Source organism: Amycolatopsis sp. (assembly GCF_035546795.1).
In the GTDB taxonomy this organism is placed as follows: Bacteria; Actinomycetota; Actinomycetes; order Mycobacteriales; family Pseudonocardiaceae; genus Amycolatopsis_E.
In genome coordinates this window covers 26,074-38,408 of sequence record NZ_DASZWC010000065.1, presented here as the reverse complement: position 1 = coordinate 38,408, position 12,335 = coordinate 26,074, and the positions used below count along the sequence as shown (strand labels likewise).

Genomic DNA, 12,335 nt, shown 5'->3' with positions numbered 1-12,335 from the left:
AAGAAGGGGGAGCGAGTTTGGTTGCGTGGAAAGGAAAAGCGGTATGAGGGCGGCGGTCTGCACCGGGCCCGGAGGGCCGGAGGTGCTCGAGGTTCGCGAGCTGCCGAGGCCCCAGGTGCGTCCGGACTGGAGCCTGGTTCGGGTGAAGGCGTTCGGGCTCAACAGGTCCGAGCTGATGACGCGGCAGGGGCATTCGCCGAACGTGCAGTTCCCACGGGTGCTGGGGATCGAGTGCGTCGGCGTGGTCGAGGAGTCGGCCGCGCTCGCGCCGGGCACGAAGGTCGCCGCGGTGATGGGCGAGATGGGCCGTGAGTTCGACGGGGGCTACGCCGAGTGGGCCCTGCTGCCGGACGAGCTGCTCATCCCGGTGGAGACTTCCCTTGCGTGGGAAGTGTTCGCGGCCCTGCCCGAGACTTACCTGACGGCGTACGGTTCGCTGCAGGCGCTGGGGGTCGAGGGCACGGGCCGGTCGTTGCTGATCCGCGGCGGCACCTCTTCGGTGGGGATGGCAATGTTGTCGCTGGCGAAGGATCACGGGCTGGAAACCCTTGCCACCACCCGGAATCCGGACAAGGTGGCGGCGCTGCGCAAGGCCGGGGCCACGCATGTGGTGCTGGACAACGGAGAGCTCGCCGAGCAGGTCCGCGAGATCGTGCCGGCGGGTCCGGATTATGTGCTCGACCTGGTGGGCGCGCCCACCACGGTCGATTCGCTGCGGCTCGCCCGGCGCGGCGGCACGGTGTGCGTCAGCGGGATACTCAGCGGAGTATGGAAGATCCGGGAGTTCGAGCCGGTGGGCCACGTCCCGTCCGGCACCAAGCTGACGGCCTTCCACTCCGACGACATCCGGGGTTCGGCCGGCGTCGAGCCGCTGCAGCACATTGTGAACGGAGTCGCCTCCGGGGCGTACCTGTCCCATCTCGACAAGGTGTTCCCGCTCGCGGAGATCGTCGAGGCGCACCGGTACATGGAGCAGAACCAGGCAGCCGGAAAGGTGGTGGGGCTCAACGATTAGCCCGGTACCAGCGTGGTGAGGTGTTGAGCGGTGGCGCGAGGTTCGCGCGCACGACCAGCACATTGGGTTCATCGGAGCGGACGAATTCGCTGAGCAGCCGGCGGAAGGCCCGGCCGAAACCCTTGACCTGGTCGGCGTGCACGCCGAAGGAGCGGGCCAGCCCGACGAAGTCGGGAGTGTGCAGGTTGACGCCGCGCTGCGGCAGGCCTTCCCGGTCCTGGTCGTAGCGGAGCATGCCGTAGCCGCCGTCGTCCACGATGATCACCGTGACGGGCAGCGACTCCTGCGCGAGTGTGGCCAGATCGCCGCAGCCGTAAAGGAAACCGCCGTCCCCGCTGACGCACACCACGCGTCCCGCACCGGTTGCGGCCGCACCCAGTGACGCTGGGAAGCCGAAACCGAGGGTGCCCCAGCCCATGGGGTACGCGAATCGCCTGGGCGCGCTGACCCGGTGGTAGCCACCGGCCCAGTAGCCTGCGACGCACATATCCGCCACCACGACCGCACCCTCGGGCAGGGTTTCTTCCAACGTGCCAAGGAAATCCGCCGCCTGGGGTTCGTCGGCGCGCATCCGGCGGCGGACGGTGTCGTGCAGCCTGCGCATCCGGACGGCAAGTTCGTCCAGTCCGGTGCGCGGGGTGAGGCCGGTCAGCAGCTGGCCCACCACGTCACGTGCGTCGCCGACGAGGGTCAGGTCCGGCGGATAGTTCTTCGCCGCGTCCTGTGGGTCGACGTTGACCGCGATCAGCTTGGGCGGCTTGGGCATCAGCCAGTTCTGGGTCATCAGGCCGTCGAAGTCGGTGCCGATGCCGAGCACCACGTCGGCCTCGTCCCAGAGCGCGCCGACTTCCGGATCGTGCACCGGGTTCGGCGCCGCGCACGGATGCGCGGGCGGCAGCAGTCCGCGGCCGGCGAACGTGGTGACCACGGGCGCGGCCAGCCGCTCGGCCAGCTCGCCGATCACCGGGCCCGCTTCGGCGCGCACGGCGCCGCCGCCTGCCCAGATCAGCGGGCGCGCGGACTCCGACAGGAGCCGCTGTGCCTCGTCGAGGTCGGTGAAGTTCAGCGCGGAGAACCGTTCGGTGGCGTCCGGACTGGACAGCCGGGTGGTGTACTCGCGGAGAAAGTCCGTGGGGATACCGACGTAGACCGGACCGCTCTGCGGTTGCACCGCGAGCCGGGCTGCCCTCGCCACGGCGGGCGCGATGTCCTCGGCGACCTCGACGGTGTTCGCCGATTTGGTGACCGGCGCGAACATCGCGGCCTGGTCGCTGGTTTCGTGCAGCACACCGCGCACCACCCCGGGACGGCGCAGTTTCGCCGGGATGTCGGTAGCCACCACCAGCACCGGGGAGGCCGATGCCATGGCCTCTCCCACGGCACCCAGCGTGTTCGCCGCGCCCGGGCCGGTGGTGACCAGCGCGACGCCGATCTTGCCGGTCGCCCTGGCGTACCCGTCCGCCGCGTAGCCGGCGGTCTGCTCGTGCCGGACGCCGACGAGCCGGATACCGCTGTCCGCCAATGCCTCCCAGATGGGCAGGTTGTGCACGCCGGGCAGCCCGAAAACGACCTCGACCCCGAGCTCGGTCAGTGTGTCGACTAGATGCTGGGCGCCGGTCTTCATCACCCACCCAGGTTAGGCCCACACCCAGCGTGCGCACGGCCGGTGTGCCACCCACCGCTCCCCGGACCGGCAACCGCTCCACACCGGCCGGGCTCCTGCGCGCGGGCGACCTCATCGGTCCGCCTCAGCCACCCGCCGAGCGCATCACCACTGGGCCGGAAGGCGCTCAGCCTCAGGGGGCGGGCCGGGCGGGGTGCCGTCGCCGAAGGGGCGGCCACCCAGTTCCTCGCGGCCGTGTGGCGTGGCCCAGCCGGAGAGGTCCGGACCCTTCGGCACGATCCGCGTCGGGTTGATCTGCTCGTGCACCTGGTAGTAGTGCCGCTTGATGTGGTCGAAGTCCACCGTGTCACCGAACCCGGGAGTGCTGAACAGATCCCGCGCGTAGGCCCACAGCACCGGCATCTCGCTGAGCTTCTGCCGGTTGCATTTGAAATGCCCGTGGTACACCGCGTCGAATCGGACGAGCGTGGTGAACAGCCGCACGTCGGCCTCGGTGATCGTGTCGCCGACCAGAAAGCGTTGCGTGGCAAGGCGCTCCGACAAAAAGTCCAGCCGGTCGAACAGGCGCGTGTACGCGTCCTCGTAAGCGGATTGCTTGCCGGCGAACCCGGCCTCGTAAACCGCCGCGTTCACGTCCTTGTACACCGCCCGGTTTATCTCGTCGATCTCGTCCCGCAGCTTCTCCGGATACAGGTCCGGCGCGCCCTCGCGCTGGTACTCGGTCCATTCCGTGGACAGGTCGACGGTGATCTGCGGGTAGTCGTTGGTGACCAGTTTGCCGCTCGGGATGTCCACCACCGCCGGCACGCTGATCCCGCCGTCGTAGCCGGGATCGGCCGCCTGGTAGGCCTCGTAGAGAAAACCGATGCCCAGTACCGGATCCCTGTCGCCGGGGTCGAGCGTGAACCGCCAGCTGCGCTCGTCCTGGATCGGGTCCGCGACCGCCACCGACAACACCTGCTCCAAGCCGAGCAACCGGCGTACGATCAGACCACGGCTGGCCCAGGGGCAGGCCCGGCTCACCACGAGCCGGTACCGACCGGGCTCCACCGGCCAGCCGTCGCGGCCGTCGGCCGTGATACGGGCGGCAAAGTGATTGGGGGAGCGAACGAATTCACCGGTTTCCGGATCCGTCGGAATGGTCATGCCACCACAGTAGATCCGGGTGTTCCACCTAGCATCCTCCGAAACTCCGGCACGAGAGGTGGCCACCGATGGCGCTGATGCCCTTCACCGACTCGATGTTCCTGCTGGTGGAAAGCCGCGAGCATCCGATGCACGTCGGCGGCCTGCAGTTGTTCCAGACCCCGGACGGCGCCGAATCCGACTATCTGCGCGGAATCCGGGACGATCTGCTCAAGAACGAGGAGATCCCGCCGATCTTCCGGCGACGTCCCGCGCGGCCGGTGAACACCGCCGGCTATCTGGCCTGGGCCAATGACACCGACGTCGACCTGCACTACCACTTCCGGCATTCCGCGCTGCCGCGGCCGGGCCGGGTCCGCGAGCTGCTGGAGCTGACCTCGCGCTGGCACAGCACCCTGCTCGACAGGCACCGCCCACTGTGGGAGATCCACCTCGTGGAAGGCTTGCGGGACGGCCGGTTCGCGATGTACAGCAAGATCCACCACGCGCTGCTCGACGGGGTCTCCGCCCTGCGGCATCTGCAGGGCACCCTCAGCGACGACCCGGACGACCGGAACTGCCCGCCGCCGTGGGGCTCCCGCCGCCCGCCGCGGGAAAAGCAGGCGCGCAACGCGCGATCACTGCTTCGCACGGCGGAGAACTCCTTGACACAGCTGGCAGGCGTGGCCCCGGCCGCGTTCAAGGTGGCGAACGAGGCGTTCCGCGAACACACCCTGACCCTGCCGATGCAGGCCCCCAAGACGATGCTCAACGTCCCCATCGGCGGCGCCCGCCGGTTCGCCGCGCAGTCGTGGCCCCTCGCGCGCGTACGCGACGTCGCGACGGCCACCGGCACTTCCCGCAACGACGTGGTGCTGGCGATGTGCGCGGGCGCGTTGCGCGACTACCTGATCGAGCAGAAGGCGTTGCCCGACGCGCCGCTGATCGCGATGGTGCCGGTGTCGATGCGCAAGCAGACCGAGGCGGAGTCGACGGGCAACCAGATCGGCGCCGTGCTGTGCAATCTCGCCACCGACCGCGGTGACGCTGCCGCCCGCCTGAGCACGATCCACCATTCGATGCGCGACGCGAAGCGGATCTTCAAGGAGCTCACGCCGTTGCAGGCGCTGCTGCTGTCCGGGATCAACGTGGCGCAGCTGGGCGTTTCCACGGTGCCAGGCGTGGTCACCAACACCCGCCCGCCGTTCAACCTCGTGATCTCCAACGTGCCCGGCCCCCGCAAGCAGATGTACTGGAACGGCGCGAAACTCGACGGTATCTACCCGGCCTCCGTGCTGTTGGACGGACAGGCGCTGAACATCACGCTGACCAACAGCGGGGACAATCTCGACTTCGGGATCACCGGCTGCCGCACCAGCGTGCCGCACCTGCAACGCCTGCTGCTGCACCTGGACACGGCGCTCGCCGAACTGGAGCACGTCGCGCATCACTGACGGAAGGAACCCTCAAATAACTGTTTGACAGTCGACGAGCGCGGCCCGCACACTGGGGTCGTGTCCGAAAAGCCCGGCCTGAACAGCCTTCGCGTGCTCGCGCACCCGTTGCGGATGCGGATCCTGTCGCTGCTGACGGGTGCCGCGATGAGCGCGGCGGAGGCGGCACGGGAGCTCGGCGAGACGCAGGCGAACGTGAGCTACCACATCCGGCGGCTACACGAGGCCGGGCTGCTCGACGTGGCCGAAGAGGTGCGAATCCGTGGTGGGCAAGCGAAACGCTACCGGCACGCCCCGGAAAGCGGACCACGATTCACGCATGACCGGCCGGAGGAGGAGCGGCTCCTGGCGGCCGTCATGGCCGACGAGTTGCAGCGCCGCACCGAACTGCGGCTGGCAGACACGCCCGCTTCGCTGACCGATGCCGAGCTGTGGGTGGACGAGGCGACCTGGCGGCAAGCTATCGAGAAGGCACACGAACTGGGCCGGCTGCTGCATGAGGCCGCAGGCCCGCCCCGCACCGACGGCGCGCTTCGCGTCAGCGCGACAGTAGCGCTGTTCACCTTGGACCCAGGCCGATGACGCTTTTCCGCAGCACCGACCGCGGCCGGGTCGTCAAGGCCCCGCGCCCGAGGAAACGTCTACACGGCAACGATCGCCGCAGGTCCGCCCAGGGGATGCGCCCGATGACGCTGTCCCACACCAGCGCCCGCCGCCGGGCCACCAAACGCCCACGCGCGAAGACGCTTTCCCCCAGCCCCAATGGCCACAGCCCCACCAAACGCCCACGCCCGACGACGCCTTCCCACACCATCGACCGCGCCCCGTCCGCCAACACCCCGCACCCGAAAACACTCTTCCCCAACACCAACCCCCACAGCCCCACCAAACGCCCACACCCGACGACGCCTCCCCACACCAACGACCCCGCCCCGTCCGCCAACACCCCGCACCCGAAAACACTCTTCCCCAACACCAACCCCCACAGCCCCACCAAACAACCGCGCCCGACGACGCTGTCCCACACCAACGACCGCCGCCGGGCCACCAAACGCCCACGCGCGATGACCCGCACCAGCGGCCGCGGCCCGGTCGCCAAGGACGCGGGCCGATGAAACTGTTGCACAGCAGTGATTTCCGTTGGCTGCTCGGTGGCCGCACGTGCGCCGAACTCGGCAATGCCATCGCGCCGGTCGCGCTCGCCTTCGCTGTCCTGGATCTCACCGGGTCAGCGGTGGACCTCGGTCTCGTCGTGGGCGCACGATCGCTGGCGAACGTGCTGCTGGTGCTGTTCGGCGGGATGCTCGCCGACCGGTTGCCGCGCTCGGTCATCCTGCAGGGCACCGAGATCGCGGCCGCGGTCAGCCAGGGCATGATCGCGATCAGTGTCCTTTGTGGATTCGCGTCGATTCCGTTGCTCATCGGCCTGAGCCTGGTGAACGGCGCCGTCGCCGCGGTTTCCCTGCCCGCGGCATCCTCGCTGACCCCGCAGACCGTGCCGCCGGAGGCCCTGACCCAGGCGAACGCGACCATCCGGATCGGCGCGAACATCGGGCGGTTCACCGGCGCCGCGCTCGGCGGTATACTGGTCGGTCTACTCGGCACCGGCTCCGCGATCGCGGTCAACGCCGCCCTGTTCCTGTTCGCTTCCCTTTGCTACCGGGGAATCCGCGCCACCGCCCGGCCGGCCGCGGGCAGCCGCCCGCTGGCCGAACTCGCGGAGGGCTGGCGCGAGTTCTCCTCCCGGACATGGTTGTGGGCGGTGGTCGTGCAGTTCGCTGTGATCAACGCCGTGAACGCCGGCGGTTTCAGCGTGCTGGGCCCGCTGGTAGCCGACAACTGGATGGGCCGCCCCGCCTGGGGGTTCGTGCTGGGCACGCAGACCATCGGCTCCCTGTGCGGCGGGCTGCTCGCCGCACGGCTGCGCCTGAAGCGCCCACTGCTGGTCGGCGTCGGCGTCACCTTCGTGGATGCCGTGCCACTACTGCTGCTCGCGCACGCGCCCGTGCTGGTTCCCTTGCTGGTGGCCAGTTTCCTGAACGGGATCGCGATCGAGCTGTTCGTGGTGGCGTGGGATGTGTCGCTGCAGGAGAACATCCCCACCGACCGGCTGGCCAGGGTGTACTCCTACGACATCCTCGGCTCGCTGATCACGCTCCCACTCGGCGCGACGATCGCCGGCCCGCTCGCCGAACGGTTCGGCACCCAGGCCACCCTGCTCGGCGCCGCCGCGCTGGTCATACTCGCCACGGCGGGCGCCCTGCTCAGCAAGGACATCCGGACGCTACGGCGCAAGGTGCCGACCCCGGTGACCTAACGCGCGAAGGACCGCAGACCGCTCGCGATCTCCGGGGTGTCGATTTCGCGCCGGGCCACCCCGAGGACGAGCTTTTCGTCGTGCGCTACCGCCTTGAGTGACTTGCCTTCGCGTTCGGCGGTCGCGCGACTGTCGTGCGCCAGAGCCGGCACCAAATCGGCTAAACCCCCGAAGCCAGCCGGCTCACCGGCCAGGGCCGGACTTCCTCGAACAGCTTCGCGACGGCCAGCACCAGGTCATCGGAGTGCCGCGGCCCGACGATCTGCAGCCCGACCGGCAGCCCCGCCGAAGTCAGGCCCGCCGGGATGCTGATCGCCGGCTGCTGGGTCATGTTGAACGGGTACGTGAACGGGGTCCAGTCCGGCCAGCCCGACAACCCACTGCCGGGCGGCACCTCGTGCCCGGCTTCGAACGGCGCGATCCCCAACGTCGGGGTGATCAGCACGTCGAACCGGGTGTGGAACTCGCCCATCAGGATCCCGAGCGCGGCCCGCTCCGCCGTGGCCGCCAGGTAGTCCGCCGCCGAGAACGTCTTGCCCTGCTCCCAAACCCGTCGCAGCCCGGGGTCGATCTTCTCGGCGGAACCGGCCGGGAAAGTGTTGAGCCACTGGGCCGCGCCGGTCGACCACAGCACGTCGAAGGCTTCCTTCGGGTCGGTGAACCCGGGGTCGCTCTCCTCGATCCGCAGCCCGGCGTCGTCCAGCGCGTTCACCGCGGAGCGCACGATCTCGGCGACTTCGGGATCCACCTTCGCGTACCCGAGGGTCGGCGAGAACGCCGCGATCAGCCCGCGCACGTCACGACGGACGGCCTCGCGGTACGCGCTCATCAGCGGCGGAAGGGCCGCCGGGTCACGGTGATCGGGCAGTGCGAGCACGTCCATCATCAACGCGACGTCGTCCACCGAGCGCGCCATCGGCCCGGCGTGCGCGAGCGGGCCGAACGGGCTCGCCGGGTACAGCGGGATCCGGCCGTGCGTCGGTTTGAGGCCGACGATGCCGCAGAACGCCGCCGGGATCCGGACCGAACCACCACCGTCGGTACCGACCGACAGCTCGCCCATACCGGCCGCCACCGCGGCCGCGCTGCCACCGCTGGAACCGCCGGCGGTGACCGAGGTGTTCCACGGGTTGCGCGTGATACCGGTCAGCGGGCTGTCGGTGACGCCCTTCCAAGCCAGCTCGGGCGTGGTCGTCTTGCCCAGCAGCACCAGCCCGTTCTCCCGCAGCCGGGCGGTGACCGGGCTGTCCACGTCCCACGGCTGGTCCGGGTCGACGCACTTCGACCCACGCAGCGTCGGCCAGCCCTGGGTCAGGAACATGTCCTTGATCGAGGTCGGCACCCCGTCCAGCCAGCCGATGGGGTTGCCTTCGCGCCACCGGGCTTCCGACGCCTTCGCGCCTTCGCGGGCGATCTCCGGATCGACCAGGCAGTAGGCGTTGCACTCGCCGTCACGCTGCTCGATCGCGCTCAGTGCTGCCTCGGTCGCCTCCACCGGCGAAATCTCCCCGGTGGAGTACGCGGCGACGAGCTCGCTCGCCGTCAACAGGGTGCTCATGTTGCTCCTCTACTGCCCCGACGGCACATAGCCCAGCTGTTTGTCCACGACATTACGAAGTGGGCGGCCAGTGTGCCAGCGCCGGAAGTTCTCCGCGAACACCTCGACCAGCGTGTTGCGCCAGCCGACGAAGTCCCCGGACATGTGCGGCGAGATCAGCACGTTCTCCAGCGTCCACAGTGGACTGTCCGGCGGCAGCGGCTCGGTGTCGAAGACGTCCAGCGCGGCGCCGGCGATCCTGCCGTCCCGCAGCGCCGCCACCAGATCGCCGGTGACCACCAGCTCGCCACGGCCGACGTTGACGAACCGGGCGCCCGGCTTCATCGCGGCGAACGCCGCCGCGTCGAACATGTTCTTGGTCTGCTCGGTCAGCGGCGCCACGGCGACCACGTAGTCGAACTCGGGCAGCCAACGCACCAGCTCGGCCGAGGCGTGCACGCTGCCGAAATGCGGGTCGTCCTCGCGGGCCCGGCGGCCCATGCCCGCCACCGACATCCCGGCGGCCCGCAGCATCCGCGCGATCGCCTGCCCGATCGGCCCGGTGCCCACGACCAGCACCCGCTTCCCGCCGATGCGCTCGCTTTCGCGGTGCTGCCAGCGGACCCGTCGCTGCAGGTCGATCGAGCGGGGCAGGTCCTTGGCGAAGGCGATGATCACGCCGAGCACGTACTCGGCGATCGAGTCGTCGAACACCCCGCGCGAATTGGTCAGTACCACGTCGCTGTCCCGCAGCCCGGGGAACATCACCGGGTCCACCCCGGCGCTGGCGATGTGCACCCAGCGCACCCGGTCGGCCGCGTGCCAGGCACCCGGGACCGCGGTGGACAGGAAGTCGTAGACGAACAGGGCATCCGCTCCGCGCAGGGCGTCGGCCAGTCCGTTTTCCTTGGTGTAACGAACAGTTGCCACCGATTCGATGTCGTCCATATCCGGGGGCTGTCGATCTCCACAGAGCACAGCCAGCACCGGGCTCTCCGTGCCGATCACGTTGACACGGTAGGAGCCGGTCGTATGATTGTCAACAATCCGAGGAGCCACCCCGGAGGCTTCCCTTCCATCTCGCCACGGAGCCCGAGCCTTGGATTTAGATGCCCTTGCCTTCGACGGCCCGCTTGCCCAGCGCGGGATCGGCGTCATCGCGCCCTTCGATCTCGCGCTCGAGCGAGAGCTTTGGCGCTGGGTACCGATGGAAGTGTCCCTGCACCTGGCGCGCACCCCGTACGAGCCGGTGCCGGTGAGCATGGAGATGGCACAGCTGGTCAGCAACAGCCAGCACCTCGCGGCCGCCACCCGCGACGTGCTGCACGTGGAGCCCGAGGTGGTCGCGTACCTGTGCACCTCGGGCAGCTTCGTCAACGGCATCGACTACGAACGCTCCCTGCGCAAGGCGATCTGCGACGCCGGGGCGCCGGACGCGGTCACCACCTCGGGCGCGCTGGCCGAGGTGCTGCACCAGCTCGACGTGCACCGCGTCTCGGTGATCACCCCGTACGACGCCGACCTCACCGGGAGCCTGCACGACTTCCTGGCCGAGATGAACGTCCGCACCATGTCCAGCGAGCACCTCGGGCTGGGCGGCGGGATCTGGAAGGTCAGCTACCGCACCATCGCGGAGCGGATCTTCAGCGCCGACCACCCCGATGCGGAGGCGATCTTCGTCAGCTGCACCAACCTGCCGACTTACGACCTCATCGAGCCGCTGGAGGTGGCCCTCGGCAAACCCGTGCTGACCGCGAACCAGCTGACCATGTGGGCCTGTCTCAAGCGCATGGAACTGCCCATCGTCGGACCGGGCAAATGGCTCAAGGACGTATCGTAGGATTGTCTACAACCCTGGAGGTGCAGCGTATGCCGACGATCGGCTTCATCTACCCCGACCACGCGGCCGAGGACGACTACCCGTTCGCCGAGCAGCTGCTGGGTGGCCGGTACTCGCTGCCGGTCGAGCACATCTACGGGACCGACCTGCACGCGGTGCCCGAGCTGCTCGACCTCGGCAGCGAGCACCGGCTGGCCGAAGGCGCGTCGCTGCTGGCCAAGCATGAGCCGGACGCGGTGGTGTGGGCGTGTACGAGCGGCAGCTTCGTCTACCGCTGGGACGGCGCGCGGGACCAGGTGGAAAAGCTGGCCAAGGCCGCGGGCAAGCCGGCGTCGAGCACCTCGTACGCCTTCGTCAACGCCGCGAAAGCGTTGGGGCTCAAGCGGGTCGCGGTCGCGGCCAGCTACCCGGACGACGTGGCGAAGCTGTTCGTGGAATTCCTCGGACACGGCGGGATCGAGATCGTGTCGATGTCCAGCGAAGACATCGACACCGCCGCCGAGGTCGGCAGGCTCAGCCCCGAAACCGTGGTGGGACTGGCCGTGAGCCAGGACCACCCGGACGCCGACGCAGTGCTCATCCCGGACACCGCGATGCGTACTCTCGGTGTGCTCGGCACGATCGAAGAGCGGCTCGGCAAGCCGGTGCTCACCGCGAACCAGGTGACCATCTGGGAAGGGTTGCGGCTCGTGGGTGAGACCCCCGAGCAGGCAGAACTGGGGGCGTTGTTCCGATGCCATTAGCGGAGATCGAACCGGTCAACCGCGAATCGACGGCCGCGATCATCGCGCGCCAGCTGCGCGAGGCGATCATGAACGGCTCGCTGCCACCGGGCAGCCAGCTGGGCGAAACCGAGCTGGCGGGCCAGTTCCAGGTGTCCCGCGGCCCGTTGCGCGAAGCGATGCAGCGGCTCGTTTCCGAGGGGTTGCTGCGCAGCGAACGGCATCGCGGCCTGTTCGTGATCGAGCTGGAGGCCGAGGACATCCGCGACATCTACGCGGCGCGCCTCGCCGTCGAGGGTGCCGCGGTGATCCGGATCCTGCAGGGGCCACGGGACGAGGCGGTCGCCGGCCTGGAGGAGGCGGTGGGCGACATGGCCACCGCCACCCACGGTGAGGACTGGAGCGCGGTGTCCGAGGCCGACATCCGGTTCCACGAGGTGCTCGTGGCCGCGTCCGGCAGCAAACGGCTGGAGCGGATGTCGCGGACGCTGCTCATCGAGACCCGCATGTGCCTTTCCGCGCTGCGGCTGACCTACGCCAGCGACGAGGAACGGGTCACCGAGCACAAGCAGATCACCGAGGCGATCCGCGCCGGTGACCGGGATGCGGCGCTGTCGCTGCTGGAAGCGCATATGGAGGACGCGGTGCAACGGCTGGCGCCGGGCACCAGCCTGCTGTCGAGGTAGGCGAAATGTAAGCCG

General features: G+C 69.3%; 13 protein-coding genes. 8 read left to right on the top strand and 5 right to left on the bottom strand.

Translation table 11 applies throughout. From position 1 onward, the window contains the following. The first annotated feature begins 43 nt into the window (after window positions 1-43). Window positions 44-1,015 carry a zinc-binding dehydrogenase gene (locus VHD82_RS31970; protein ID WP_325712439.1) on the top strand — a complete coding sequence of 324 codons (972 nt, stop codon included), beginning with the start codon at window positions 44-46 and terminating at the stop codon, window positions 1,013-1,015. On the opposite strand, the gene VHD82_RS31965 is transcribed toward VHD82_RS31970, so the two are convergent. After that, complete coding sequence (locus VHD82_RS31965; RefSeq protein WP_325712547.1) at window positions 1,005-2,639, bottom strand: thiamine pyrophosphate-binding protein; 1,635 nt, start codon at window positions 2,637-2,639, stop codon at window positions 1,005-1,007. The two genes, VHD82_RS31970 and VHD82_RS31965, sit on opposite strands and share 11 nt — an antisense overlap. Window positions 2,640-2,783: 144 nt before the next feature. Beyond that, a complete protein-coding gene (locus VHD82_RS31960; RefSeq protein WP_325712437.1) occupies window positions 2,784-3,785 on the bottom strand; it encodes a glutathione S-transferase family protein in 1,002 nt (333 codons plus the stop codon). 68 nt (window positions 3,786-3,853) lie between these two features. On the opposite strand from VHD82_RS31960, the gene VHD82_RS31955 reads away from it, so the two are divergent. From VHD82_RS31955 to VHD82_RS31940, 4 genes are all read left to right on the top strand, one after another. After that, a complete protein-coding gene (locus VHD82_RS31955; RefSeq protein WP_325712435.1) occupies window positions 3,854-5,218 on the top strand; it encodes a wax ester/triacylglycerol synthase family O-acyltransferase in 1,365 nt (454 codons plus the stop codon). A gap of 60 nt (window positions 5,219-5,278) precedes the next feature. Further along, window positions 5,279-5,800 carry a helix-turn-helix domain-containing protein gene (locus VHD82_RS31950; RefSeq protein WP_325712434.1) on the top strand — a complete coding sequence of 174 codons (522 nt, stop codon included), beginning with the start codon at window positions 5,279-5,281 and terminating at the stop codon, window positions 5,798-5,800. 104 nt (window positions 5,801-5,904) lie between these two features. Further along, window positions 5,905-6,333 carry a hypothetical protein gene (locus VHD82_RS31945; protein WP_325712433.1) on the top strand — a complete coding sequence of 143 codons (429 nt, stop codon included), beginning with the start codon at window positions 5,905-5,907 and terminating at the stop codon, window positions 6,331-6,333. Beyond that, entirely contained in the window at window positions 6,330-7,535 is a 1,206-nt protein-coding gene (locus VHD82_RS31940; RefSeq protein ID WP_325712432.1) for an MFS transporter, read from the top strand. Before VHD82_RS31945 ends, VHD82_RS31940 begins: the two co-directional genes overlap by 4 nt. Here VHD82_RS31940 and VHD82_RS31935 read toward each other — a convergent pair. From VHD82_RS31935 to VHD82_RS31925, 3 genes are read right to left on the bottom strand one after another with little or no spacing between them, the layout of a single operon-like run. Beyond that, a complete protein-coding gene (locus tag VHD82_RS31935) occupies window positions 7,532-7,687 on the bottom strand; it encodes a hypothetical protein (RefSeq protein WP_325712430.1) in 156 nt (51 codons plus the stop codon). The genes VHD82_RS31940 and VHD82_RS31935 overlap by 4 nt on opposite strands. 8 nt (window positions 7,688-7,695) lie before the next feature. Then, window positions 7,696-9,093 carry an amidase gene (locus tag VHD82_RS31930; protein WP_325712428.1) on the bottom strand — a complete coding sequence of 466 codons (1,398 nt, stop codon included), beginning with the start codon at window positions 9,091-9,093 and terminating at the stop codon, window positions 7,696-7,698. 9 nt (window positions 9,094-9,102) lie between these two features. Next, window positions 9,103-10,020, bottom strand: coding sequence for a D-2-hydroxyacid dehydrogenase (locus tag VHD82_RS31925; RefSeq protein WP_414637605.1), 918 nt, complete (start codon window positions 10,018-10,020; stop codon window positions 9,103-9,105). A 151-nt stretch (window positions 10,021-10,171) separates the two neighbouring features. Between VHD82_RS31925 and VHD82_RS31920 the strand changes: the two genes are divergently transcribed. Genes VHD82_RS31920 through VHD82_RS31910 form a run of 3 tightly spaced genes read left to right on the top strand, consistent with a single transcriptional unit; the run spans window position 10,172 to window position 12,320 of the window. Then, a complete protein-coding gene (locus VHD82_RS31920) occupies window positions 10,172-10,912 on the top strand; it encodes an Asp/Glu/hydantoin racemase (protein WP_325712424.1) in 741 nt (246 codons plus the stop codon). A gap of 29 nt (window positions 10,913-10,941) precedes the next feature. Beyond that, on the top strand, window positions 10,942-11,655 hold the full coding sequence (locus tag VHD82_RS31915; protein ID WP_325712422.1) for a maleate cis-trans isomerase: 714 nt from the start codon (window positions 10,942-10,944) through the stop codon (window positions 11,653-11,655). Then, on the top strand, window positions 11,646-12,320 hold the full coding sequence (locus tag VHD82_RS31910) for a GntR family transcriptional regulator (RefSeq protein ID WP_325712420.1): 675 nt from the start codon (window positions 11,646-11,648) through the stop codon (window positions 12,318-12,320). Before VHD82_RS31915 ends, VHD82_RS31910 begins: the two co-directional genes overlap by 10 nt. Window positions 12,321-12,335 lie beyond the last annotated feature (15 nt).

Bases quoted from the DNA above. Each gene is read 5' to 3' on its own strand.
- VHD82_RS31965 (WP_325712547.1), bottom strand. From the start codon at position 2,639: ATGAAGACCGGCGCCCAGCATCTAGTCGACACACTGACCGAGCTCGGG.
- VHD82_RS31940 (WP_325712432.1), top strand. From the start codon at position 6,330: ATGAAACTGTTGCACAGCAGTGATTTCCGTTGGCTGCTCGGTGGCCGC.
- VHD82_RS31910 (WP_325712420.1), top strand. From the start codon at position 11,646: ATGCCATTAGCGGAGATCGAACCGGTCAACCGCGAATCGACGGCCGCG.
- VHD82_RS31945 (WP_325712433.1), top strand. From the start codon at position 5,905: ATGACGCTGTCCCACACCAGCGCCCGCCGCCGGGCCACCAAACGCCCA.
- VHD82_RS31970 (WP_325712439.1), top strand. From the start codon at position 44: ATGAGGGCGGCGGTCTGCACCGGGCCCGGAGGGCCGGAGGTGCTCGAG.
- VHD82_RS31915 (WP_325712422.1), top strand. From the start codon at position 10,942: ATGCCGACGATCGGCTTCATCTACCCCGACCACGCGGCCGAGGACGAC.
- VHD82_RS31930 (WP_325712428.1), bottom strand. From the start codon at position 9,093: ATGAGCACCCTGTTGACGGCGAGCGAGCTCGTCGCCGCGTACTCCACC.
- VHD82_RS31925 (WP_414637605.1), bottom strand. From the start codon at position 10,020: ATGGACGACATCGAATCGGTGGCAACTGTTCGTTACACCAAGGAAAAC.
- VHD82_RS31955 (WP_325712435.1), top strand. From the start codon at position 3,854: ATGGCGCTGATGCCCTTCACCGACTCGATGTTCCTGCTGGTGGAAAGC.
- VHD82_RS31960 (WP_325712437.1), bottom strand. From the start codon at position 3,785: ATGACCATTCCGACGGATCCGGAAACCGGTGAATTCGTTCGCTCCCCC.